General features: G+C 71.8%; 22 protein-coding genes. 12 read left to right on the plus strand and 10 right to left on the minus strand.

Annotated elements, in window-relative coordinates:
* Positions 1 to 6 precede the first annotated feature (6 nt).
* A complete protein-coding gene (gene upp / locus AB0P06_RS00575) occupies positions 7 to 642 on the plus strand; it encodes a uracil phosphoribosyltransferase (RefSeq protein ID WP_363603938.1) in 636 nt (211 codons plus the stop codon).
* Positions 643 to 733: 91 nt separating this feature from the next.
* Here upp and AB0P06_RS00580 read toward each other — a convergent pair whose 3' ends face one another.
* Together AB0P06_RS00580 and AB0P06_RS00585 are read right to left on the minus strand one after the other, a co-directional pair.
* Positions 734 to 1405, minus strand: coding sequence for a LytR C-terminal domain-containing protein (locus AB0P06_RS00580; RefSeq protein ID WP_363603939.1), 672 nt, complete (start codon positions 1403 to 1405; stop codon positions 734 to 736).
* Positions 1406 to 1668: 263 nt separating this feature from the next.
* Entirely contained in the window at positions 1669 to 1965 is a 297-nt protein-coding gene (locus tag AB0P06_RS00585) for a type II toxin-antitoxin system VapB family antitoxin (RefSeq protein WP_030061387.1), read from the minus strand.
* Positions 1966 to 2111: 146 nt separating this feature from the next.
* Between AB0P06_RS00585 and AB0P06_RS00590 the strand changes: the two genes are divergently transcribed.
* Entirely contained in the window at positions 2112 to 3728 is a 1617-nt protein-coding gene (locus tag AB0P06_RS00590; protein WP_363603941.1) for a helicase HerA-like domain-containing protein, read from the plus strand.
* 63 nt (positions 3729 to 3791) lie between these two features.
* On the opposite strand, the gene AB0P06_RS00595 is transcribed toward AB0P06_RS00590, so the two are convergent.
* The 3 genes from AB0P06_RS00595 to AB0P06_RS00605 form a co-directional block, all read right to left on the minus strand.
* Positions 3792 to 4799, minus strand: a complete 1008-nt coding sequence (locus AB0P06_RS00595; protein ID WP_363603943.1) for a hypothetical protein — start codon at positions 4797 to 4799, stop codon at positions 3792 to 3794.
* 91 nt (positions 4800 to 4890) lie between these two features.
* Positions 4891 to 6057, minus strand: coding sequence for a hypothetical protein (locus AB0P06_RS00600; protein WP_363603945.1), 1167 nt, complete (start codon positions 6055 to 6057; stop codon positions 4891 to 4893).
* Between the two features lie 159 nt (positions 6058 to 6216).
* Positions 6217 to 6954, minus strand: coding sequence for a rhomboid family intramembrane serine protease (locus AB0P06_RS00605; RefSeq protein WP_363603947.1), 738 nt, complete (start codon positions 6952 to 6954; stop codon positions 6217 to 6219).
* Positions 6955 to 7096: 142 nt separating this feature from the next.
* Here AB0P06_RS00605 and AB0P06_RS00610 point away from each other — a divergent pair, with 142 nt between their 5' ends.
* Positions 7097 to 7615 (plus strand): YbhB/YbcL family Raf kinase inhibitor-like protein, encoded by a 519-nt coding sequence (locus tag AB0P06_RS00610; RefSeq protein ID WP_363603948.1) that lies wholly within the window; start codon positions 7097 to 7099, stop codon positions 7613 to 7615.
* On the opposite strand, the gene AB0P06_RS00615 is transcribed toward AB0P06_RS00610, so the two are convergent.
* Positions 7593 to 8618, minus strand: a complete 1026-nt coding sequence (locus tag AB0P06_RS00615) for a YafY family protein (RefSeq protein WP_363603949.1) — start codon at positions 8616 to 8618, stop codon at positions 7593 to 7595. The genes AB0P06_RS00610 and AB0P06_RS00615 overlap by 23 nt on opposite strands.
* Positions 8619 to 8711: 93 nt before the next feature.
* Between AB0P06_RS00615 and AB0P06_RS00620 the strand changes: the two genes are divergently transcribed.
* Both AB0P06_RS00620 and AB0P06_RS00625 read left to right on the plus strand, forming a co-directional pair.
* Positions 8712 to 10262, plus strand: coding sequence for an MFS transporter (locus AB0P06_RS00620; RefSeq protein ID WP_363603950.1), 1551 nt, complete (start codon positions 8712 to 8714; stop codon positions 10260 to 10262).
* Positions 10263 to 10328: 66 nt separating this feature from the next.
* On the plus strand, positions 10329 to 10541 hold the full coding sequence (locus tag AB0P06_RS00625) for a KTSC domain-containing protein (RefSeq protein WP_363603951.1): 213 nt from the start codon (positions 10329 to 10331) through the stop codon (positions 10539 to 10541).
* A 71-nt stretch (positions 10542 to 10612) separates the two neighbouring features.
* On the opposite strand, the gene AB0P06_RS00630 is transcribed toward AB0P06_RS00625, so the two are convergent.
* From AB0P06_RS00630 to AB0P06_RS00640, 3 genes are all read right to left on the minus strand, one after another.
* The gene (locus AB0P06_RS00630; RefSeq protein WP_363603952.1) at positions 10613 to 11209 is read right to left on the minus strand and encodes an HhH-GPD-type base excision DNA repair protein; all 597 of its coding nucleotides are present in this window, start codon (positions 11207 to 11209) and stop codon (positions 10613 to 10615) included.
* 265 nt (positions 11210 to 11474) lie between these two features.
* Positions 11475 to 11609, minus strand: a complete 135-nt coding sequence (locus AB0P06_RS00635; RefSeq protein ID WP_363603953.1) for a DUF397 domain-containing protein — start codon at positions 11607 to 11609, stop codon at positions 11475 to 11477.
* Positions 11572 to 12519, minus strand: coding sequence for a helix-turn-helix transcriptional regulator (locus tag AB0P06_RS00640; protein WP_363603955.1), 948 nt, complete (start codon positions 12517 to 12519; stop codon positions 11572 to 11574). Before AB0P06_RS00640 ends, AB0P06_RS00635 begins: the two co-directional genes overlap by 38 nt.
* A gap of 649 nt (positions 12520 to 13168) precedes the next feature.
* On the opposite strand from AB0P06_RS00640, the gene AB0P06_RS00645 reads away from it, so the two are divergent.
* The 7 genes from AB0P06_RS00645 to AB0P06_RS00675 all read left to right on the plus strand — a co-directional run bounded on the left by AB0P06_RS00645 (position 13169) and on the right by AB0P06_RS00675 (position 23345).
* Positions 13169 to 13363 (plus strand): hypothetical protein, encoded by a 195-nt coding sequence (locus tag AB0P06_RS00645; RefSeq protein WP_363603956.1) that lies wholly within the window; start codon positions 13169 to 13171, stop codon positions 13361 to 13363.
* 506 nt (positions 13364 to 13869) lie between these two features.
* Positions 13870 to 15222, plus strand: a complete 1353-nt coding sequence (locus AB0P06_RS00650) for a helix-turn-helix transcriptional regulator (protein ID WP_363603958.1) — start codon at positions 13870 to 13872, stop codon at positions 15220 to 15222.
* Positions 15223 to 15361: 139 nt separating this feature from the next.
* Positions 15362 to 16135: a toll/interleukin-1 receptor domain-containing protein gene (locus tag AB0P06_RS00655; protein ID WP_363603960.1), complete on the plus strand. Its 774-nt coding sequence runs from the start codon at positions 15362 to 15364 to the stop codon at positions 16133 to 16135.
* Positions 16132 to 18105, plus strand: coding sequence for a hypothetical protein (locus AB0P06_RS00660; protein WP_363603962.1), 1974 nt, complete (start codon positions 16132 to 16134; stop codon positions 18103 to 18105). The genes AB0P06_RS00655 and AB0P06_RS00660 overlap by 4 nt, the downstream gene beginning before the upstream one ends.
* Entirely contained in the window at positions 18102 to 19433 is a 1332-nt protein-coding gene (locus AB0P06_RS00665) for a hypothetical protein (protein ID WP_363603964.1), read from the plus strand. Before AB0P06_RS00660 ends, AB0P06_RS00665 begins: the two co-directional genes overlap by 4 nt.
* Positions 19434 to 19741: 308 nt before the next feature.
* Positions 19742 to 22294 (plus strand): terpene synthase family protein, encoded by a 2553-nt coding sequence (locus tag AB0P06_RS00670; protein WP_363603966.1) that lies wholly within the window; start codon positions 19742 to 19744, stop codon positions 22292 to 22294.
* 253 nt (positions 22295 to 22547) lie between these two features.
* Complete coding sequence (locus tag AB0P06_RS00675) at positions 22548 to 23345, plus strand: VOC family protein (protein ID WP_363603969.1); 798 nt, start codon at positions 22548 to 22550, stop codon at positions 23343 to 23345.
* 155 nt (positions 23346 to 23500) lie between these two features.
* Here AB0P06_RS00675 and AB0P06_RS00680 read toward each other — a convergent pair whose 3' ends face one another.
* Positions 23501 to 24214: a winged helix-turn-helix domain-containing protein gene (locus tag AB0P06_RS00680; protein WP_363603971.1), complete on the minus strand. Its 714-nt coding sequence runs from the start codon at positions 24212 to 24214 to the stop codon at positions 23501 to 23503.
* Between the last annotated feature and the right edge of the window lie 46 nt (positions 24215 to 24260).

The raw sequence follows: 24260 nt of genomic DNA on the forward strand, positions 1-24260 counted from the left end.
CGAGACATGCGGATCCACCTCGTCGACCACCCCCTGGTCGCCCACAAGCTCTCCACCCTGCGCGACGAGCGCACCGACTCACCGACCTTCCGTCGCCTCACCGACGAGCTGGTGACCCTCCTCGCGTACGAGGCCACCCGGGACGTCCGCACCGACGAGGTGGAGATCACCACGCCCGTGGCGGTCACCACCGGCACCCGGCTGAGCTACCCCCGCCCGCTGGTGGTGCCGATCCTCCGGGCCGGCCTGGGCATGCTGGACGGGATGACCCGGCTGCTGCCGACCGCCGAGGTGGGTTTCCTCGGCATGGTGCGCAACGAGGAGACCCTGGAGGCCTCCACCTACGCCACCCGGATGCCGGACGACCTCTCCGGCCGCCAGGTGTACGTGCTCGACCCGATGCTGGCCACCGGCGGCACGCTGGTCGCGGCGATCCGGATGCTGATCGAGCGGGGCGCCACCGATGTCACCGCCGTCGTGCTGCTGGCCGCCCCCGAGGGCGTCGCGGTGATGGAGAAGGAACTGGCCGGGATGCCGGTCACCGTCGTCACCGCCGCCGTCGACGAGCGGCTCAACGAGAACGGCTACATCGTTCCCGGCCTCGGCGACGCGGGCGACCGCCTGTACGGCACCGCGGGCTGAGCACCTCTTCCACCTCGTCCTCGGACACACGAGAGCCCCCCGGCCGGCCGGGGGGCTCTCGTCCGTTCGAGCGCGGGGTGCGGACCGGGGCTCAGCAGCTGCCCGTGGTGCTGGGGGCCGGGGTGGGCTTGGTGGCGAGGGCCAGGGCGGCGGCGGCCTGGGTCTCGTCCAGCAGGGCGTTGTAGCTGTCGCCGATCACGAAGTCCACGGTGGCGTCGGTCCGGGCGTCGGCCGTGGTGGTGGCGCCGGCGATCTGTGAGCCGAGCAGGGTGGACGCGCCCACCCCGGCCGGGCCGGCGATCACCTGGGCGGTGCCGGGCACCTTCTTGTCCAGTTCGGCGGGCGCGTTGCCGACCTTGCCGATGGCGAAGCCGCGCTTCTTCAGCTCCTCGGCGGTCCGGGCGGCCAGCCCGGCCTTGGCGGTGGCGTTGTAGACGTTCACCGTGACGGTGGCGGGCTGCGGGATGGCGTGCGGGTCGGCCGGTGCGGCGGAGGCGCCGGGCGCGTCCGGGGAGGCGTCCTGGGCCGGTGCGGCCAGCGCCTTGCCGGAGGGGGTTTCGCAGGCCTGGGCGGAGGCGTTCCTGCCCTTGCCGCTGAAGATGTCCCAGAGCTGGACACCGCCGAGGCCGATCAGGGCCAGCGCGAGCAGAGCACCGATCAGGGCCAGTACCTTGCGGCTCTTCTTCGGCGGCCGGCCCAGCCGCGGATAGGCGTTGCCGGTGATGCGGTACTGCTTCCCCTTCAGGCCTTGGGGAGTCAACATGCTCACGGTTTGTCTCCCCCTCGTGCCGGGGCGGGGTTCGAGTGACGGGTCCGGCCGACGCGTGGGGGCGAATCCCGCCCGGAAGGTGGGAGTTCGCCGCGGGTCGCGGCCGTAGTCAGCAGATTAGTGCCGTACGCCTGCGAAGGTACTAAACGATCATCATCTGGAGTACGTCGGTACCCGAAAGGAGGTACCGGCGTATGAGTAGACCGCCCTCCGGAGGTGGCCGGAGGGCGGTACGGGGGTTGTGCGGGCGGGACCCGTCACTCCATTTCGAGGACGCGGGCGTGCAGTACCTGCCGCTGTTGCAGCGCGGCCCGTACGGCGCGGTGCAGCCCGTCCTCCAGGTAGAGGTCGCCGTGCCACTTCACGACGTGGGCGAAGAGGTCTCCGTAGAAGGTGGAGTCCTCCGCCAGGAGTGTTTCCAGGTCCAGTTGTCCCTTGGTGGTCACCAGCTGGTCCAGCCGCACCGGACGCGGGGCGACGTCCGCCCACTGGCGGGTGCTGGTCCGGCCGTGATCCGGGTACGGCCGCCCATTGCCGATGCGCTTGAAGATCACACGGAAAGCCTACCGTTAGGGCGGCGGCCGGCGCAGCAGCCGTGGCGCCGCCACGCGCTCCCGTGTGAGCTGCGAGCGGGCGATTGCGGCTGTTTCATGGGAAATGTCGCGAACGTCGTCCCTGTTCTGCCCGGGAGTGTGCCCCGATGTCCACCGCCGAGCCGCCGTCCTCCGCCCCCAGTCCGCCCGCCGCGGCCCCGCCGGCGGTGGTGCCGCCCGCCGTCCGGGAGATCGCCGCCGGGTACGCCTTCGCCGGACCGGCCCTCGACCTCGGCGCGGTGCTGCTGGACGGCACCGCCTACCCGGACGCCCAGGTGCGGATCCCGCTCGGCGTGCTCAACCGGCACGGGCTGGTCGCGGGCGCCACCGGCACCGGAAAGACCAAGACCCTCCAGCTGATCGCGGAACAGCTCAGCGAGCAGGGCGTCCCGGTCTTCCTCGCCGACGTCAAGGGCGATGTCTCCGGGGTCGCCGCACCCGGCACGCCGAGCGCGCGCACCGCCGCCCGCGCGGCCGAGGTCGGCCAGAACTGGTCGGCGCGGGGCTGCCCGACGGAGTTCTTCTCGCTCGGCGGCCGGGGCGCGGGCATCCCGATCCGGGCCACCGTCACCAGCTTCGGGCCGCTGCTGCTCGCCAAGGTGCTGGACCTGAACGAGACCCAGGAGTCCTCGCTCGGTCTGGTCTTCCACTACGCCGACCGCGGCGGGCTGGAGCTGGACGACCTCAAGGACCTCGCCGCCGTCATCACCTTCCTGACCTCGCCCGAGGGCAAGGAGGAGCTGAAGGGCATCGGCGGCCTCTCGGCGGCGACGGCGGGGGTGATCCTGCGTTCGCTCACCATGCTGGAGAACGAGGGCGCCGGGGCCTTCTTCGGGGAGCCCGAGTTCGACACCGCCGAACTGCTGCGGACCGCGCCGGACGGGCGGGGTGTGGTCTCGGTGCTGGAGCTGCCCGCGGTGCAGGACCGGCCCCGGCTCTTCTCCACCTTCCTGATGTGGCTGCTCGCCGACCTCTACCAGGAACTGCCCGAGGTCGGGGACCTGGACAAGCCCAAACTGGTGTTCTTCTTCGACGAGGCGCACCTGCTCTTCAAGGGCGCGTCCAAGGCCTTCCTGGAGGCGATCACCCAGACCGTGCGGCTGATCCGCTCGAAGGGGGTGGGGATCTTCTTCGTCACCCAGACGCCGAAGGACGTTCCGGCCGATGTGCTCGCCCAGCTGGGCAACCGGGTGCAGCACGCGCTGCGCGCCTTCACACCGGACGACGCCAAGGCGCTCAGGGCGACCGTCTCCACCTTCCCCCGGTCGGCGTACGAGCTGAGCGAGGTGCTGACCTCGCTCGGTACCGGTGAGGCCGTGGTCACCGTGCTCTCCGAGAAGGGCGCGCCGACACCGGTGGCGGCCACCCGGCTGCGGGCGCCGCGGTCGCTGATGGGCCCGGTCGAACCGGCCGCGCTGCAGGCGCTGGTGGACCGATCCGAACTGACGGGCCGTTACAAGGACGCGATCGACCGGGAGTCGGCGTACGAGAAGCTGGCCGCCCGGGCGGCCCGGCCGGAACCCGCGCCGGTGCCGGCCCCGGAGCCGGGGGCCGGGCGGACCGGGCGGCCGGCGTCCCGCAAGGGGGCGGAGCCGGAGGGCGGCGGGCTGCTCGGCTCGCTGCTGAGCAGCCCGGCGCTCAAGTCCTTTGCCCGCACGGCCGGGACGCAGCTCGGGCGGGAGATCTCGCGGAGCCTGTTCGGGACGTCCAAACGCCGGCGGTGACCGGCCGTCCGGCACGGGTGCGCGGCGGCTTCGACCCGGCCGGGGCGTGGGTGGCCGTGCGGGTCAGCCCAGGTAGACGCGGGCCGCCGAGATCGGTCGGTCGGCGATCCTGCGGGGCGTCGACGAGTTGACGCTCCAGCGGTAGCCGGCGAACAGCTTGGTGGCGGCATCCGCGTAGAAGATCATGTGGCCGTAGCCGGCGCCGTTGTGCTCCGTCCAGACCGGCTGGCCGCTCGGGTCGGCGCTCTCCTCGATCCGGGTGTCCGGGAAGGCGCGGTAGAGCTCCGTGGCGCCGCTCGGCTTCGGGTTGCCGTGCGGGTCGCTGGTGCAGTCGATGATCTCGAAGATGTACGGGACCACGCCGGCGCCCACCTGTGCGTCCACCGGGTCGGGCCAGGTGCCCCTGCGTTCCCGGATCATGACGATGTGTCCGGTGTACGGGGTGGTGGTCGAGGCCGGGTCGTAGTCGAGGGCGACCAGGTCGCCCGGGCGCAGGTTGACCGGCTTGGTGACGGCGGTGAAGTGCGGGATGTCGGCCGCGTTCGCGAAGCCCTGCTGGAACAGCTCGGCGGTCGGGAAGGGCCGGTCCGTCCGGAAGTAGCGCTGGAAGTACTCCCGGGTCGCCCAGCCGTAGTTGGCGGCCGGCCAGGGGAGCGGGCGGTCGGGGGAGTCGACCGGTACGGTGCCGCCGTAGGCGCGCTGGAGCACCAGGGTGAGGAAGGACGAGCACTGGGAGAGGTTGGAGAACTCCTCCGGATGGCCGGCCGTGCCCCAGGTCACGCTGGTGTGGACGTCGTCGAACTCGCCCGCGGTCTTGTACTGGTTGGCGTTGTGGCTCCAGGGGCGCAGCCGCAGGTGGTCGATCAGCGTCTCGGCCTCGATCTGGTGCGGTGGCTTGAGCGGGTACGGGTTGGGCGCGGGGACGGCGGTTGCGGCGGCAGTGGCTTCGGAGGTGGTCGAGGCGGCGGCAGCCTCGCCGGTGGAGACCGAGGCGGCCAGGGCTGCTCCGGCGGTGCCCGCGGCTCCGGTCATGAGTGTGCGGCGGCTGATCCGGCCGTTCGACGGTGGCATGGGGGCTCCCCCTCGTTGGAAGATCACAACGAGGGGGAGCCTAGATTCTCAACCTTGACATGGCCAGGGCGGATTGCGCTGACCAGGGGCGTTATCCGGCCAGAGCGGCGCCGATCCGGTCCATCGAGGAGAGCCGCATCAGGCCGTAGTTGTAGAACTCGACCTCCGGCACCCCCAGTTCACGGAGGACGGCGATCTTGGCGGCGAGGTTGGCGGGGCCGTCGCAGTCCGAGGCCATCGGCCGGAGGATGACCGCCATGTCCTGCGGGCGGACGCCGTGCAGAGCGAAGGCGGCGATCTTCTCGCGGACGGCCTCCGGGGTCTTCGCGTAGCCGAGCGTCTCGATCTGGTGGGCGGCCTTGGCGAGCGTGGGCAGGTCGATGCCCGACAGCCAGCCCTTGCCGGGGCCGCCGCCGTCCATGAAGCTCAGCCGCATGCCGTACCGCTCCGCGGCCTCGGCCACCTCGGCGGCGAGCGAGGTCACGGTCGCGGCGGAGGCGTCGACGTAGGCGGCCAGGCCGCCGCCCGCCAGCTCGTCCAGCGCACCCGGCTCGGCGGCCGCGGCGTCGTCGGCCAGCCGGCGGCGCAACTCGCCCCGGACGGCCTCGGCCACCTCGTCGGCGGGCACGCCGGCGCGGGTGGCGGCGGTCCGGCAGTGGTCACAGAAGCAGATGCCGAGCAGCGCCTCGGCGACCGGGCCCAGCTCCTCGAAGTAGCGCTCATGGTGGTAGCCGTGGCGCAGCCCGTGGAAGTGCAGCGACTCGGCCCGGATCGCGTCCACGCCGTAGCGGGCCAGTTCGGCGACCAGGGTCACCGCGTACTCGCGGACCTCCGGATTGGCCGGGCAGAGCTCGGTGAGGTGGCGGTCGCCGAAGGCGTTGGCGGGCGCGCAGTCCGGGTGTTCGAAGCCGAGCCGGTCGTTGTGGCAGAACACCGTCCAGGCGTGCAGCTTCAGCCCGCGGCGCCGCGCCTCGGCGGCGGCCTCGGCGAAGGGGTCGCGGTCGCCGATCGCGGTGGAGGGGACGGGCCGCAGCCGTCGGCCGGTCCACCGCGCCGGGTCGGGGCGGAAGTAGGCGGCGCCCGGCTCCAGGTAGCGGATCACCCGGTGCGGGTTGTGCGGGAAGACGTCCCTGGCCTCGTGGTAGACGGAGGCGAGGGTGACGCCGCCCACCCCGGCCCGGGCGGTGAGGTTGCCGAAGAAGGTGTCGGCGCCCTCGTCGAGCAGGTCGGTGGCGAAGGCGAGGACGGACGACTCCACGGTGCGGCTCCGGAGCAGGGGGACGGGTGCCCTCTCACGCTAGCCGCCGGGTGTGGATTGGTCTATACCTGGCGGAGACGGGCGCGGGCGGCGTCGCCCGAGGTCAGCGGCGTGAGGGTGGCAGCCCGAGGAGAGCGGCCCGAGGAGAGCGGTCGGCGTTCAGAGGCCGAGGTCGTCCAGTTCCTTGAGCAGGGCGGCGTTGGAACCGGGGGCGCCGCTGGTGGGAGCACCGCTGCCGGCGGCGCCGGACCGCGTCGGGAGAGCGGCCGCCTTGCCGTCGGCGGGCTTCGGGCCACGGTCCCGGAAGATCCAGGCGCCCGCGAAGCCGCCGACCAGACCGCCGAGGTGGGCCGCCCAGCTGATCCCCGGAGCGACGCCCGGCAGCGCGCCGGTGACCATGTAGGCGTAGGAGGCGCCCAGCACCAGGCCGATCAGCGTGTCGATCAGGTTGCGGTCGAAGAGCCCGCGCAGCACCACGTAGCCGAAGTACCCGAAGACCACGCCGCTCGCGCCGACGCCGATGGAGTTCGGCTTGTCGAAGATCCAGGCCGTCAGCTCACTGGTCAGCGCGACCAGCAGGGTCAGCCCGAGGAACTTCTTGACCCCCCGGTAGGCCGCCAGGAAGCCGAAGACGAACAGCGGCCCCGAATTGGCCTCCAGATGGGCCCAGTTCCAGTGCAGGAAGGGCGCCGTGACCACGTTCGGCAGCCGGTCGATCTGCTGCGGCATGACGCCGTAGTCCCTGCTCAGGCCGTAGTCGTCCAGCCAGTTCACCAGCTGCAACGCCCAGACGACGGCCATCACGCCGACCATCGTGAAGAGTGCCCGGCGCGCATCGGCGATCATGCGCGCGGGGTCGAGGGGGAGTGGGGAACCGGTGCGGTCGTCCGAGGCCATGGTGCCGACTCTAGGCCGAGCCCGATCCGGCCCGCACCCCCTAAAGTGAGGCGCGTCATCCGGCCCGATCTTCGGCCCGGCCCTCGGCCGGTCCCCCGGCCCGGTCTTCAGCAACAGCCAGCCTGTCGAGAGGTGATCATCCATGAGCGTTCGTCCGCCGCTGCCGTACGAGTTCCTGCCGCAGGTGCCGTCCTTCGAACTGACCAGTGAGGACATCACCGAAGGCGGCGAGCTGGCCGAGGAGTTCCGCTACTCCGGCGGCAACCTCTCGCCGCAGCTGGCCTGGTCGGGCCTGCCGGAGGGCACCCGGAGCATCGCCGTCACCTGCTTCGACCCGGACGCCCCGACCGGCTCCGGCTGGTGGCACTGGCTGGCGCTCAACCTGCCCGCCGACACCGCCGGCCTGGCGCGCGGCGCCGGTGCCTCGGACGCCGACCTGCCCGGCGAGGCCTCCTTCCACGCCCGCAACGACTTCCCGGCCAACAAGTACGACGGCGCCGCCCCGCCGCCCGGGCCGGCGCACCGGTACGCGTTCGCCGTGCACGCCCTGGACGTGGACGCGCTGGATGTCGCCGCCGACATCCCGCCGGCCCAGGTCGGCTTCAACATCACCTTCCACACGCTGGCCCGCGCGGTGATCACGGCCGAGTTCGGCGTCTGAGGCTGTCGGCCCGGTCGTCTGCTTGGTCGCCCGCCTGGTCGCCCGCCCGTCCGGCGCGGGCGGCGCGGGCGGCCAGCTCGCGCAGAAGGGCGGACATCTCCGGAGGCTCGTGGACCTCGAACTCGCAGCCGAGCATCAGCAGCCGCATCGCCAGCCACTCCAGTGAGTCCGCCCTGGAGCGGAGCCGACAGCTGTGCTCGTCGATCGGTTCGATCTCGCAGTCGCCGTGGCGGTTCAACCAGCGCCCTGCCTCGGCGGCGGGCAGGTGCAGGGTCGCCACCAGGGTGTGCGTCGGAGCGAGCCGGCGGAGCTTGCTCGCCACATAGGCCGCCGCGTCCTCGGCGGGCAGTTCGCGCGGGGTGATCCGGGCGCCGGTCGCGAACGGTTCGCTGATCCGGTCCACCCGGAAGAGCCGCCAGTCGTCCCGGTCCAGGTCGTACCCCACCAGGTACCAGCGCCGGCCGGCCGAGACCAGGCGGTTGGGCTCCACCTGGCGCCTGGTCTCGGCACCGTCGCCGGCCCGGTAGCCGAAGCGCAGCCGCTCCCGGTTGGTCACGGCGTTGGCGAGCACGGTGAGGTCCTCCGGCTCGACGGTCGGCCCGTCCCCGCTGAGCAGCGGCACGGTGGCCGTGTTCAGCGCGCCGACCCGCTGCCGCAGCCGGCCCGGCAGGACCTGGAGCAGCTTGCCCAGGGCACGGACCGACGCCTCCTCGATCCCGGCCACGGCGTGCCCGGCCGCCGCCCGCAGCCCGACCGCGATGGCCACCGCCTCCTCGTCGTCCAGCAGCAGCGGCGGCATCGCCGTCCCCGCGACCAGCCGGTAGCCGCCGACGGCGCCCATCGTGGCCCGCACCGGGTAGCCCAGCTCGCGCAGCCGGTCGATGTCCCGGCGGATCGTCCGCGGGCTGACCTGGAGGCGCTCGGCCAGCTCGCTGCCGGGCCACTCGCGCGGGGTCTGGAGGAGGGAGAGCAGGCTCAGCAGCCGCGCCGGGGTGTCGGTCATACCGTCCAGGATGCCGGACAAGTGGGTCAGGATCTGGCCTATATCCCCCCTATCGTCGCCGACGTGCCGAAGAGCGAGAACGAGGAGCAGCGAATGAGGACGAAGGACCCGGCGGCGGTCGACCGGCGGAGGTGGATCGCCCTGGCGATCGTGATGACCGCCTCCTTCATGGACCTGGTGGACGTCACCATCGTGAACGTCGCGATACCGAGCATCCAGGAGGACACCGGCGCCTCCTTCAGCGCCATCCAGTGGGTGACCGGCGGGTATGCCCTGGCCTTCGCGATCGGCCTGATCACCGGCGGCCGGCTGGGTGACATCTACGGTCGCAAGCGGCTGTTCCTGATCGGAATCGGCGGCTTCACGATCGCCTCGGCGCTCTGCGGTCTGGCGACCGGCGCCGAGATGCTGGTCGCGACGCGGGTCCTGCAGGGCGGGACGGCCGCGCTGATGGTGCCGCAGGTGCTGTCGATCATCCATGCGACCTTCCCGGCGGAGGAGCGCGGCAAGGTGTTCGGCCTGTTCGGCGCGATCGTCGGCCTGGGCGCCGTCTCCGGCCCGCTGATCGGCGCGCTGCTGACGGAGTGGGACCTGTTCGGCCTCGGCTGGCGGCCGATCTTCCTGATCAACCTGCCGGTCGGGGTGGCCGGGCTGCTGCTGGGCCGCCGCTTCATCGGGGAGTCGCGGGCGGAGCAGGCGCTGCGGCTGGACCTGCTCGGCACCGTACTGGCCAGCGTGGGCCTGCTGATGCTGCTCTACCCGCTGACGCACGGCCGGGAGGCCGGCTGGCCGCTCTGGGGCCACCTCTCGATGGCCGGGAGCCTGCCGGTGTTCGCGCTGTTCGTCGCCTACGAGCGGGTCAAGACGCGGCGGGACGGCTCGCCGCTGGTCGAGTTGTCGCTGTTCCGGGTGAAGAGCTTCGCGGCCGGCATCGGGGTGCAGCTGACCTTCGGCGTGGTCACCGGGATCTTCTTCCTGGTCTGGACCCTGTACATGCAGATCGGCCTCGGCTGGAGCCCGTTGAAGGCCGGGACCACGGGTATCCCGTTCTCGATCGCGGTCTCGACGGCGGCCGGGCTGTCCGTGCAGAAGCTGGTGCCGCGGTTCGGGCGGAAGGTGCTCCAGAGCGGCGCGCTGGTGATGGCGGCCGGCGTGGTCACGTACATCTGGGAGGCCGAGCGGTACGGGACGGCCATCACCGCCTGGCAGATGGTGCTGCCGCTGGTGGTGATGGGCCTCGGGATGGGGCTGATCGTCGCGCCGATCACGGACGCGGTGCTGGCGGAGGTGCCGCGTGAGCACGCCGGGTCGGCGTCCGGGCTGATCAACACCGTCAACCAGCTGGGGCTGGCGCTGGGGCTCGGGCTGGTCTCGGTGGCGTTCTTCGGCGCGATGGACGAGGCGCCGGCTCCGGACGCGGTGGGGACGGCGTTCAGCGGGGCGTTCGTCCATGCGCTGTGGTGGGTCGTGGGGGTGCTGACGGTGGTGTTCCTGCTGATGTTCGCGCTGCCGAAGCGGACGGGTGGCGCGGCGGCCTCCGGGGCGGGCGCCGCGGCGGGTGCGGCGGCGGGGTCCGAGCCGGCCTCCGGGGCGGCCTCCGGCGAGCCGACGGCGGACGTGGAGCAGACGCCGGTTCTGATCTGAGGCGGGTGCTCGGGGGCCCCGGTCGCGATGCGCGGCCGGGGCCCCCGTGCACACACTGGGAAGGCCATGAACCGTACGCCGGTGGACTCGTCGCTCCTGCTCTCGGTCGGCTACGACCGGTCCGCGCGGGCGCTGGAGCTGGAGTTCACCGGCGGGCACGTGTACACGTACGCGGACGTGCCGGCCCGGGTGCACCGGGAGTTGATGGCGGCGGAGAGCCACGGGCGGTACTTCAACCGGGCGATCCGGGGGCGGTACGTGTACCGGCGGGTGTCATGAGGGGCTCAGGGGCGGCGGGCCTGGGATCCGGGGCACGGGCCCGGGTCCGCGATTAGGCGCGGGGTGAGGTCTCAGGCGGTGGCTTTGGCCTTGGCCTCCTTGGCGACGCGCTTCACCTCCTGCTTGTGGGCGCGCACCTTCTCCAGGGTCTCCGGGCCGGTGATGTCGGCCACCGAGCGGTACGAACCCTCCTCGCCGTACGCGCCCGCCGCCTCGCGCCAGCCGTCCGGCGTCACGCCGTACTGCTTGCCGAGCAGCGCGAGGAAGATCTGCGACTTCTGCTTCCCGAACCCGGGAAGGGCGTTGAGGCGGCTCAGCAGTTCCTTGCCGGTCGCCGCGCCCCGCCAGACGCCGGCCGCGTCGCCGTCGTACTGCGCCACCAGGAACTGGCAGAGCTGTTGCACCCGCTTGGCCATCGCGGCCGGATAACGGTGCACGGCGGGCTTGTCGGAGAGGAGGGCGACGAAGGCCTCGGGGTTGTAGACGGCGATCTCGTGCGCGTCGAGGTCTTCGTGGCCGAGTCGCTGAGCGATCGTCAGCGGGCCGGTGAACGCCCATTCCATCGGGACCTGCTGGTCGAGCAGCATCCCCACGAGCGCGGCGAGTGGGCTGCGCCCGAGCAGTTCGTCGGCCTCAGGCTGCTGCGCGAGCCGCACGGTGACGTTCATGGGCAGGCCCTTCTCGGAGTGTGGAGACGCGGGTGGTCGCCGTCCAGTCTGGTGGACGGCGGAGGAGAGGAGGGGGTCAACACGCCCGTGGGCGGGGTTCGGCTTACCTGGCAACACCTTGAAATAACTGGTTGGTTCGTTGCAGAACGATCCATCCTCTGTGCTAGACCCGCCCGGAGTGGTCCGTCGGGCGGTTCGGGGGCGGTTCGGGGGCGGTTCGGCGGGAGATTTGGCGGGCGGTACTCGGACCGTGCTCGGGCCGTGCTCAGACCGTGCCGAAGTCGCCGGAGTGGAGGCCGGTGAGAAAGGCCCGCCAGGAATCGGAGGGGAAGGCGAGGGCGGGGCCGTGGGGGTCCTTGCTGTCACGCACGGGGACGAGGAGGGGGAAGTCGTGGGCCACTTCGACGCAGTTGCCGCCGTTTCCGTCCGAGTGGCTGCTCTTGCGCCAGGTCGCGTTCGTCAGGTCGGGCACCTGGGACATGGATGCGAAGTCCTCTCATGACGCGGTGGATCAGTCGGACCGACTCGGCTTCCGACAGCGCCGCTGCCCTGATCCGATCGTAGTCGGCGGCCCAATTCCGAACCTGTTCGGGCTCGTCGATGAAGTGGCCCCGGGTCAGGCTCTCGGAATAGACGCGGCTGCGGCCGGACGGCATCTCCAGCAGCACCATCCCGGACATTCGCGCGCTTGCGGCCGCGTCGAACGGAAGGACCTGGACGACCACATTGCGGCGTCGCATTCTGGCCAGGAGATGATTCAGTTGTGCGAGCATGACGTCCGGGCCGCCGATCACGCGTTCCAGAGTCGCCTGTTCCTGGATCGAAACGAGTATCGGGGCGTCGCGGGGCAGGAGAAGGCGTTCCTGTCGGTCCAATCGCCCCTGCACCAGCGCATCGATCTCCGCGGTGCCCAGGTTTTCGTTGTGGGCGGCGAAGAGGGCCCTCATGTAGCTCTCGGTTTGCAGCAGTCCGGAGACGCGGCCGGTATGCAACTCGCGAATCACGCTCGCCTGGGCCTCGGACTTCGCGAACTCCTGGAACCAGTCCGGGTGATAATCGTGCAAGTAGGGGGCGACCAGTTCATAGCTTCTGATCAGTTGGCCGCCCGCGTGCAAAGCGTTGTCGAACCTTGTGGCATCTTCGAGCGTCGGTGGCGACTTGCCCAGTTCGAACTGGGACACGCGTGTCTGGTGAATGTTCATCAGCTTCGCCAGTTCGTCCTGGCGGAGACCGGATGCGCTTCGCCAGTAGGCGAGTTCATCTCCCCAGGTCCTCGGCCGATCGCCGGTGTCGGCCTTCCGGCGTACCACCTGCGCCCACCTCCCTGCCATAAGAGTGTCTGAAAGGTCTTGCGGAAACCCTTGGTTATTACACGGTCACAGGACGACACTCAATTCGCAAGGGATTGGCGAAACTTTGCCGCTTCCGCGTGACGGGCACCGCCTTCGGGGTGACATGGCATGTCCGCAGACAAGGCCGGCTGTCGAGGATCCGGGGTGGATCGTCAACGAACGGGGGTGGCGTAGATATGACGAACAATCAGTCTTGGTCTTGGTCTTGGTCTTGGGCCGGGGTGTGGGGTGGTCCGGGCGGTGTGAGTGGTCCGGGCGGTCCGGGTGGTTCGGGTGTCACGGGGGCGCCGCGCCGTGGGCGTGGATGGTGAGTGGTGGGGCTGCCCGCCGGTCGCCCGGCGTCGTCGTCGTGCGGCGCTTCGGTCCACTCCGGCCCGCCGGCCCGCCGGCCGGCAGCCGGCCGCCGCCAAGTCCTGACCTTCCCGGAAAGATCCGAGAAACCCGAGGAGTCTCCTCCATGAGCATGCTGGGCAGGATGACGGCCGACGAGCGCCGTGACAGTCGTGGACCTCTTCCGTCGTCGCCAGGCCACTCTCGAACGCGCCTTCTCTCTGATCGGACCGAGGGTTCGGGCGCGGAGCCGTCGGCCTGGGCGGAGGTGGCGGCGGTGCTGCTGGTCGTCGGAGCCTCCGTCGGGATCTCCACCGTCGCGGCCCTCCTGGTCGGCCCCGGCCAGCCGGGCCTGCGCCGCCTGGTCTGGTGGATGGTGAACGCGGCCGCGCTGATGGTGGGCATCCCCTGGGGCCAGGACTGGATGGCGGCCTGGAGCCGCCGTCGCGGCGGGGAGGACGACGCGCGGTAGGTGTCCCGTCGCGCCGGACCGGTCCGCCTTTCCGCTCCGGCTTTTCTGTTTCGGCCCTTCTGTTTCGCTCCGCCGGGTGCGCCCGGGCCGCCCGGGTCCGATCTCGTTCACCCGGGTCGGTGCTCGTTCATCCGCGTTCGCGAGGTGGCCGTCCGCAGGTGCCTGAACTCCGGTTCGGCGGGCGGCTCCCGGGCGGCTCCCCGGGCGTGAATTGGTGGCAGGCGCGTGCGCGGGCGCAAGCCTCGGCGCAGGTGGCGGCGCGCGCGCCGGGTGATCCCTCCGCCGGGCGCTTTGGGCTCTCCTCTCAATGGACTTGTCGCTAACTCCCTTTGTCCTCAGGCCGAGACGCCCCTAAATCGGCACCTGGAAAAGAGGAAACGGGAAACGCCGCCATTCCCGGTCCACCCCCCTCAGTCGCATGCCAAGATTCATGCGGAAGCGAGGGGAGACCGCTTCCGGCCCAGGACGCAGAACCACGGGCGGACGGTTCCAGAGAGGGGGTTGGCATGCACGCATCCAATGAGTTCGGTCCGGAACTGCGCAGACGGCGGCTCGCCGCCGGACTGACGCTCACCCGGCTCGCGGAGTTGCTCAGTTACAGCAAGGGCCATCTCAGCAAGATCGAACGCGGTCACAAGACGCCGCCGTTCGACCTGGCCCGCCGTTGTGACGCCCAGCTCGCCGCCGGCGGCGAGCTGGAGAGACTGGTGCCGTCCGAATCCCCCGAGCGCGGGACGGGGGTGGACGGCGCCGCGACCGACGACGAAGCCTGGCTGCTTCGGGTCGGCCGCGACGGCGTCCGCTGGCCCGGGGGGCTCGGACGGCGCCAACTGCTGACGGTGGGGGCAACGTCGCTGCTGGGAGCTGGGGTTGCCACTGCGGCCGGGGCGGCGGGGCCTGCGGCGGCTGCGGTGCTCGGTGGTACTGGTGCCGGAGTCGGGGCCGGTGCGGGGGCGGAGCCGTCGGGGGACAGCTCCCCGGTGGGAATCTTCCGCGCGCAGTTCGACCAGATGCGCAGGCTCGGCCAGACCACCGACCCCGGCATGCTGCTGCCGCTCCTCACCGTGCAGACGCACACCCTGCGCGAACTCGCCGTCCAGGCCGACGCGTCGAGCCGGCCGAGGCTGCTGGGACTGGCCGCCCGGTACGCCGAGTACGCGGGCTGGATGGCCCAGGAGAGCGGTGACAACCCGTCCGCGCTCTGGTGGACCGCCCGCGCGGTGGAACTCGCCGAAGCCGGTGGCGACCGGGACCTCGCCTCGTACGCGCTGGTCCGCCGGGCGCTGGTCACCTTCTACGCGGGCGACGCCGACCAGACCGTCCAACTCGTCGCCCAGGCCCAGGGCGGACACCTGCCGCCCAGAATCAGGGGCCTCGCCGCCCAACGGGAGGCCCAGGGCCACGCCCTGGCCGGCGACCACACGGCCAGCCTGCGCAGCCTCGACCGGGCGCGCGAACTGCTGGCCAGGGCGGCGGCGGAGGACGGACCCGTCGCGCCCGTCCTCGGCACGACCAACCTCGTCGACCCGGCAGCCATGGTCACCGGCTGGTGTCTCTACGACCTCGGCCGCCCCGCGCAGGCCGCCGAGGTGCTCGACCACGAGTACACGCGGATCCCCCCGCACGCCGTTCGCAGCCGCTCCCGGTACGGCCTCCGGCGCGCCCTCGCGCACGCGGCCACCGGGGAGGCCGAGCACGCCTGCACGCTGGCGGCGGAGCTGCTGCCGCTCGTTCCCGCGCTCCGGTCGGCCACCATCAGGACCGACGTGGAGCGGCTGGCCCGTGAGCTGGCGCGGTTCCGGGCCAACCGGGCCGTGCTCGACCTCCAGCCCGCGCTCGCGAAGGCATTGCACCCGTAGGCGCCTTGCCCGAGCCGCGCCGTCCGCAGCCGTCCTGCCGGTAGCGCTCCATCCGCAGGTGTTTCACCCACAGGCCGGTCGAAGCCTCGACACACCCCGGGCCCGATCCTGCCGTCACTCACTGGAGAGGTGATCCCTCATGCCCGACATCTTCGTGAACTACCGCACCACCGACGAGGACACCGGCGCCACCCTCATCGAGCGCGAGCTGTCGCGCCGCTTCGGCAGCGAGCGGGTGTTCCGCGCCAGCAAGTCCATCAAGGTCGGCCGCCGCTTCCCGCAGGAACTGCTGACCGCCGTCCGCCGCAGCAGCGTGCTGATCGCCGTCATCGGCGCGCACTGGGCGGACGCCCGTACGGCGGACGGGCGACGGGCGCTGGACGACCCGGAGGACTGGACCAGGCGGGAGATCGTGGAGGCGTTCGAGAGCGGTGCGCTGGTCGTGCCGGTCCTGATCGGCCGGGCGACGCGCCTCAACCGGCGCGACCTCCCGGCCGAGCTGGGCGAGTTGGCCGACTGCCAGTACCGCCGGCTGGACACCCGCAACGCGGAGGCCGACCTCGCCAGGATCGGCGACGACCTGGCCGAGGCGCTTCCCCAACTCGCCGAGGCGGAGCGGCAGATCGCCCAGACGATGGTGGAGCCGGAAAGCCGCGTCCGGACCGGCCGGGTGGACGGCAGCGTGGTGCAGGCGAGGGACTACGACGGGGGCGTCGGCAACGCCAGCCGCGACCTGGGGACCTTCGTCAACAACGCGAGCGGTCCGCTGCACACGGGAACGGGGGACCAGCACAACAAGGTGCAGCACGGGGGCGTGCAGTTCAACGGGGACGGCGGAAGCTACGTCGAGCAGGGCGGCGACATCAGGCATCAGTTCGGCGGACGCCGCCACGGCGAGGACGGCCAGCGGTGACCGATGGTGGTGACGGGACCTGGATCGGCGAGGCCCAGGGGCCGACGCACACCGGGCCCGGCGATCAGCACAACCACTTCCACTACCTGATCGCCGGTGCGGATCGGCTGGTCCGCACCGGCAGCGATCCACGGCGCATGGCCCGGGAGCAACGACGCTGGCTGAGTCAGAGATTCGTCCCTCCACCAGGCTACGGAGTCGCGGCCGAGCGGCTGGAGAACGCCGGTACGACCGTCCTGCTGTCCGGGCCTCCCGGTAGCGGGCGGAGGACCGCCGCCGTCATGCTGCTGCACCGGCTGGGTGGGGATGACGACCGGTTCCGCGAGGTCTCCCTGACCGACAAGCGGGACGACATGACGGAGTTGGCGTCCGGAGACCGGCTACTGTTCGATCTCTCCGGGGCCTCCGAGCAGGAGTATCTGGACGCTCAGCCGCTGCTGTCCGCGTACTGGGACACGGTGGAGCGGCGCGGAGCCCGACTGGTGGTCGTACTGCCCTACGGGCATGAGCAGTTGCTCCGACCGGACTTCCGGCAGCTGATGGCGACGATCGAGCGCCCGCGCGGGGATGTGGTGCTGGCCCGTCACCTGGTGCACGCGGGCATCGGCATCCCGCCGGCGGATCTGCGGGCCTCGGTGCTCGCGGAGTTGCTGGAGCGCTCCGCGATGCGGGAACTGCAGCGGCTGGCCGCCCTGGTGGCGCAGGCCCGCTCGGGGGGAGGGGCGGGTGGCGACTTCGAGTCCTGGGCCAAGCAGGCGGCCGAAGCGCTCAGCGACCGCAGCAAGGAGGTGGCCGAGCAGGTGGCCGCACTCGGCGAGGGCCGCCAGCGGGCGTTGCTGCTGACCGCGGCGATGCTGAACGGGGCGCCCGCCGACGTGGTGTTCCGGCAAGCCGACGACCTGCTGGTCACGTTGAGGCATCCACCCGACGAGCGGCCCCGGCTCGACCGTACCGATCTGACCGAACGGCTGAACGCCCTGCGAGTCGAGGTCGACCGCGACGGACGGGTCCGGTTCGACTCGCTGGCCTACGACGCGGCGGTCCGCTCCCACTTCTGGACGTACTACCCCGATCTGCGGGAATCCTTCCGGAACTGGGTGGGGGATACGGTCCGGGGACAGGGGCTGCTGGGCCCGGACGACCGGCGGAATCTGGTCGCCCGGTTCACCGAACAGTCGTTGCGGGTCGCCACGTTGGGACCTCTCTACACACTGGCTGACCAGTGGGCGGCGGAGACCAGGCTGATGCCCGAAGCGATGGAGGTGCTCGCCCGGGGGCTGGCACATGAGCGGTTCGGCTCGGCCTTCCGGGCGAGGATCTACGACTGGTCGGTCACCTCGGGCCTGCATCCGAACCTGGTCCGGGTCCTCGCGCGGATCTGCCTGGACGTGATGGCGCCGACCCACCCTGACCAGGCACTCGTCCGGTTGCACCATCTCGCACGCGGGACTGCCGAGAGCGGCCCCCCCGACGCCCGGGAGGCCCTGTTCGAGCTGGTCCGGCGTGATCCGCGGCTGTACGCGAAGCTGCTGGCCCGGTTGTGGGACGGGCTGGAGGCGGGGCGGCCGGACTCACCGGATGCGGGGCTCTTCCTGGAACTGGCCGATCCGTCGCTGTCGTGGGTGCCCGCGGCCGCGATGGTGCGGGGGTGGCGGGGCGTGCTGGCGGTGGCCCCCGCGCAGCGGTGGGGGCCGACGGTCGAGCGGTGGCTGTCGGCGATGCGGTCGGTGGCGCCGCAGGAACGGGAGCGGCTGATGGGTGTGCTGGTCGACGCGGCCGACGGGTGGGCCGACCGGCTCAGTCGGCTCTACCTGGTCGCACACGACTGGGCGAACGCCCCGGACCGGACGGAGGGGCAGCCGAGCCGGGCCGAAGTGGCGGCCCGGTTCTGGCAGAAGATCGATCTCGCGCAGGGCATTGAGCCGATCGGCGCGTCCGGGGCGCGCCGCACCGAGGAGAGGACACCGTGAACTCCACGCACTCCAGGAACAAGGCCCGCACCGCCGCCCTGGCCGCCGCGGCCGGGTTGGTGCCCGTCGGTGTCGGGCGGGGGCTGGGCTGGCCCGTGTGGGTGTGGGTCGTTGCGGCGGCCGTGATCGCCCTGCTGGTCACGCAGTTGACCGTGCGCGGTCCGGAGGGGGAGGGGGTGGTCCCCTCGCCTCCGCCGTATCCCTCGGCGGTGGTTCCGCCGGAAGCTCCGGCCGAACTTCCGTACCAGGAAGCCCGGGTGGAGGGGGTCGCGTTGCCCAGCGGGGTGCCGGACTACGACTTCGTCTTCTCGGCGACGGTCTGGTGGCGGCCGCTGCACAACCGGAGCGGACTGGTCCACGCCAACCCGGGCAGCCTCGCCGTCGAGACCGTCCTGGCCCGCGCCCGTGCCGTCACCGAGTACGAGCACCCGGCGCGGCTGGACCTCGTCCGGCACCGGCTGGACGGGGTGCTCGGCACGCAGAGCCCGGACGCCTCCGGGCTGGTGGTGGCGATGGCCGGGCGGGTCGGGCTCGGCCTGCCGGAGGCGGACCGGGACCGGCTCGGCAAGCTCTCCGAGGTGCGCAAGGCCGAGGAGGTCTGGGAGCACGAGCGGCGGTACGAGCGGAACAAGCGGGCCTACCTCGGTGACGACGTGCTCAAGTCGCCCGGCAGCGCGGTGGTGTGGTGGCTGGCCCGGAACGACGAGGAGGTGACGCGGGCGGTGGACCTGATCGGCCCGTTGGCGCAGTTGTCGGCGGTCGCCAACAACCAGGCGGTGGACGAGTTGTACGAGCACCTGGTGGTCCGGCCGGTCCGGCAGCCGGTGCCGTTCCTCGACGGGGCGGCGCCGGGAGCCGGGGCGGCGCTGCACCATCCGGACGTGGACGGCGGGGGGCGGCGGGGGCCGTCGGTGGTGGGGCCGCTGAACGACCTGATGGACGATGTGAAGCTCAAGGAGGAGGACGGCGAACGGACCGTCTACGCCCACCGGGTGGCGCTGTTCACCGAGGCGATCGGGCGGCCGGAGGAGGCCGCGCTGATCCGGGCGAGCCTGGGGGATCCGGGGGACGGGCCGGCGGGGGGTGCGGCGGAGCCGGAGCAGCCGGGGCCGGAGCCGGGGACGGGTTCGGGCTCCGGGGCGGGCTCCTGGACGGGGTCGTGGTTTGTGCCCGGGCCGGTGCGGCCGGCTGCCGAGGACGTGGGCGGGGAGGAGGAACAGCGGCCCGCGGCCTGGGAGGTGTTCACGAGGGACTCGGTCGACGGCACCTCGCCGGGGGCGGGTCGGGCGGATCCGGCCGGGCGGGCGGAGCGCGGCGGGGAGGGCTGAGCCGGGGGAGGCACCACGGGAGGGGCGGGCGGTGGCGCCCGACCCTCCCGTGGTGCCCCGGCCGGTGCCGCCTGCGCGGTGCCGGGCCGGATATCCGTACAGGTGAACCAGAGAAGGCCAGTAATTGGAGCAGGAGTTCGATCAAAAGGATTGATCTCATATGACTGTTCCCGTTGTCCGGTGAAGATCGTTGCTCAGGGGTAATGCTGAGCCGACCGGGTGGCGGACTTATGGGCGGAAGCGTGGCTGGACGTACCGGCTTCGTCGCGCCGGTCGGCCTCCTCGACACGTCCAGAAAGGCTCGCCCGGTGACTCAGCCGTTCGAACTGCCCTCCTTCTACGTGCCGCATCCGGCGCGCCTGAACTCCCATCTGGAGGAGGCGCGCACCCATTCCAGCGAGTGGGCACGGGAGATGGGGATGCTGGAAGGGTCGGGTATCTGGACACGGGCGGACCTCGACGCCCACGACTACGGCCTGCTCTGCGCCTACACCCACCCGGACGCCTCGGCCGAGGCACTGTCGCTGGTCACCGACTGGTACGTGTGGGTGTTCTTCTTCGACGACCACTTCCTGGAGATCTTCAAGCGCACCAACGACCGCGAGGGCGGCAAGGCATACCTGGACCGCCTGCCGCTGTTCATGCCGGCCGACCCGGCCACCCCCGTGCCCGAGCCCACCAACCCGGTCGAGGCCGGCCTGGCCGACCTGTGGCGGCGGACCGTGCCCGCGATGGGTGAGGACTGGCGGGTCCGGTTCGCGGAGAGCACCCGGAACCTGCTCAACGAGTCGCTCTGGGAGCTCGCCAACATCAACGCGGGCCGGATCGCCAACCCCGTCGAGTACATCGAGATGCGTCGCAAGGTCGGCGGCGCGCCCTGGTCTGCGGGGCTGATCGAGTACGCGGCGAACGCGGAGGTGCCGAAGACGGTCTCCGGCTCGCGGCCGCTGCGAGTGCTGATGGACGCCTTCTCGGACGGTGTCCACCTGCGCAACGACCTCTTCTCCTACCAGCGGGAGGTCGAGGAGGAGGGCGAGCTGAGCAACGGCGTCCTCGTGCTGGAGACCTTCCTGGGCTGCTCGACGCAGGAGGCCGCGGACGCCGTCAACGACCTGCTCACCTCGCGGCTGCAGCAGTTCGAGAACACCGTGTTCACCGAACTCCCCTCGCTGTTCGCCGAGACCGGGCTCGACCCGGAGGGCTGCGCCAAGGTCCTGGCGTACGTCAAGGGCCTCCAGGACTGGCAGTCGGGCGGCCACGAGTGGCACATGCGGTCCAGCCGGTACATGAACGGCGGTGGGGCGGCGGCGGGTTCGTCGAACTGGTGGGACCCGTTCGCGATCGGTGGGGTCGGCACGTCGGCGCTGGACATCCTGCGGTCGGGGGCGGCGGGCGGTCGGGCCGGCGGCGCGTCCGGTGTGCCTGGTGGGCTGGGCGGCGGGTCCGGTGCCGGGTCGGCCGGGGGCGTCGATCCGGCTGTGCGGCGGGCGCGTTCGCACAGCCATGTGCCGTTCCAGAAGGTTGGACCGTCCCAACTGCCCGATTTCAAGCTCCCGTTCACCGTCTCGTTGAGCCCCCACCTGGACGCCTCGCGGCGCAGCACGGTGGAATGGTCCGGCCGGGTGGGCATGCTGGAGCCGCAGCCGGGCGTGGCCGGATCGGACATCTGGACGGCCGAGAAGGTCGCCGACTATGACTTCCCGCTCTGCTCGGCCGGCATCCACCCGGACGCGACCGCCGAGCAACTCGACCTCACCTCAGGCTGGTTGACCTGGGGAACATACGCCGACGACTACTTCCCGGTGGTGTTCGGGCGGACGCGCGACCTGGCCGGCGCCAAGGCCGCCAACGACCGTCTCTCGGCCTTCATGCCGGTGGACGGCAGCGTGCCGCCGGAGCCGACCAACGCCCTGGAGCGCGGCCTGGCCGACCTCTGGGCCCGCACCGCCGGGCCGATGACCGTCGAGGCCAGGCGGAAGTTCCGCAAGGCGGTCGAGGACATGACGCTCAGCTGGCTCTGGGAGCTCAACAACCAGGCACAGCACCGGATCCCCGACCCGGTCGACTACATCGAGATGCGCCGGAAGACCTTCGGTTCGGACCTCACCATGAGCCTCTGCCGGCTGGCCCACGGGCAGGCCGTCCCGCCGGAGATCTACGAGAGCGGGCCGATGCGCTCGCTGGAGAACGCGGCCGCCGACTACGCCTGCATGATGAACGACCTGTACTCGTACCAGAAGGAGGTCGAGTACGAGGGCGAGGTGCACAACGCGGTGCTGGTGGTGCAGAACTTCTTCAACTGCGACTACCCGGCGGCCGTCCGCATTGTCGACGACCTGATGCACTCGCGGCTGGCCCAGTTCCAGCACGTCGGGGCGAACGAGTTCCCCGTGCTGTACGACGACTTCGACCTGGGGCCGGAGGCGCGCGCGATGCTGGACGGGTACGTGACCGAACTGGAGAACTGGCTCGCCGGGATCATGATCTGGCACCGGGACTGCCGCCGGTACGGCGAGGCGGACCTGCGGCGGCACTTCGTGGGTGAGCTGCCGGAGGGTGCGTCGTCGGCGGGCGCGGTGCCGGGTGGTGCGTCGTCGGCGGGCGCGGCGTGGGGCGGCTCGGTTCCGTTCGGGCCGACGGGGCTGGGGACGTCCGCGGCAAGGCTTGCGTCGGCGTCGGCGTTGGCGGCTCCGGCCCGGGCGGGTTCGGGTGCGGGTGATGTGGAGACGGTGCCGCGTCCGGGGCTCGTGCCGACCGGCCCGAGCGGGTTCGGGACGGCGGGTGCGCGGCCGCTGGTGCCGTCGCCGGCCGCAGGGGTGTCGACTCCGCTGCCGACGCCGGTGTCATCGCCGATCGGGTAGCGGCAGATCGGTCCAGCGACGGCCCGCCGGGTGCGAACCGGCAGGCCGTCGTCGTGCTTCGGTGGCCCGGCTGCGGTAGGGCGTGGCTGTGGTGGGGCGTGGCAACTGCTGTGGCGCCGCTGAGCTGGGGTAACGCTGAGCGCGCGGTGGGGCGGCGGACTGGCTACTGTGGCGAATCGGGGCAAATCGCCAGGGGCGAGTCGCCGCGATGTGCCTCCGGACAGGTGCCACCACCGCAGGAGAGGGCAGAGAGATGGCCGCGCGACTTGAGGGCACACCCTGTTGGGCCGACGCGATGTTCACCGACCTGGAGGGCGCCAAGGCGTTCTACGGTGACGTGCTGGGATGGACGTTCAGCGAGAGCTCGTCGGAGTTCGGCAACTACACGCAGGCGTATTCGGACGGCAAGGCGGTCGCCGCCGTGGTGCCGCCGATGCCGGGCCAGGAGACCCAGTCGGCCTGGTGCCTGTACTTCGCCTCGCCGGACGCCGCCGCCACCGCGGACCGGATCCGCGCCAATGGCGGTGAGGTGCTGATGGGGCCGCTCCAGGTCGGCGACTTCGGCACGATGGTGATCGGCAAGGACCCGGGCGGCGTCGCCTTCGGGGTCTGGCAGGCCGGCCGCCACGAGGGCTTCGAGAAGCAGGGCGCGCCGGGTTCGTACACCTGGGCCGAGGTGCTCACCCGTGACCCGGGCAAGGCGGACTCCTTCTTTCCCGCCGTCTTCCCGTTCAGCGTGAAGCGGATGGACACCGACCAGGTGGACTACAAGATCTTCCATGTCCATGGGGCGCCCGTTCTCGGCCGGATGAAGATGGGCCCGGACGATCTTCCGCCGGACGTGCCGTCGTACGTGAGCGTCTACTTCGCGGTGGACGACTGCGACGCCACGGTGGCCAGGGCGACCGAGCGCGGTGGCACGCTCCACTTCGGCCCGATGGACAGCCCGTTCGGTCGGTTCGCGGCGATCGGCGACCCGCAGGGCGCCGCGTTCGGCGTCATCGACCTGGGGAAGACGTCCGGCGACCTGCCCGTGATGGCGGACGCCTGATGGGCGTGGGGCGCCCGGCGCACCACGGCGAGTGAGCTGCGGCCGGACAGCTGGCGGGTAACAGGAAACAGATAACAGCTTTCAACATCTGTTTTCTGTTTTCTGTTAGCTGTTCTCTGTCGGTTGTTCTCCGGTCGGCGGTGGGCCGCCGGCGGTCAGCCGTCGCCCCGCCCCGATTCCATCTCCACCCCGAGCAGTTCGCGCAGGGCCCGGTGGCCGTCCGCCGTCACCCGCAGTGCCCGGCCCGAGCCGATCCGCTCCACCCAGGCCCGGTCCAGCGCGGTACGGCACAGCGCGGCGCCCAGCGCGCCGCCCAGGTGACTGCGGCGTTCCGTCCAGTCCAGGCAGCTGCGGACGACCGGACGGCCCCCCTTGCGGCCCGTCCGGTCCGGCAGCTCGATGTCGACATCGGCCAGCCACGCCCGGCCGCGCCGGGTGATGGTGAGCCCGTCCCGGTCCGCGACCAGCCCCCGTTCCAGCAGTGCGTCGGTGACGGCCACGCCGAGGCGCCCGGCCAGGTGGTCGTAGCAGGTCCGGGCACGGGCCTCGGCGCTCATCCGGGTGGAGTCACGCAGATTGCGCGGTGGCGGCTGAGTGGGCGCGGTGGTGTCGGCGTACGTCGACAGGTCCTCGATCAGGGTTGCCGCCGCCGGGCCGGCCAGCCGGACATACCGGTGCCGGCCCTGTCGCTCCTCCGCCAGCAGCCCTCCGGCGATCAGCCGGGACAGGTGCTCGCTCGCCGTGGAGGGGGCGACGCCGGCGTGCCGGGCGAGTTCACCGGCGGTCCAGGCCCGGCCGTCGAGCAGCGCCGTGCAGAACTCGGCGCGGGTCGGATCGGCGAGCAGTCCGGCGAGCTGGGCGAGTGACATGCCTCCATGGTGCCCCCGGCACGGTTCGGCGCTCACCGAACCGTGC

Origin of the sequence: Kitasatospora sp. NPDC088351 (assembly GCF_040685575.1) — a bacterium.
Taxonomy (GTDB): Bacteria; Actinomycetota; Actinomycetes; order Streptomycetales; family Streptomycetaceae; genus Kitasatospora.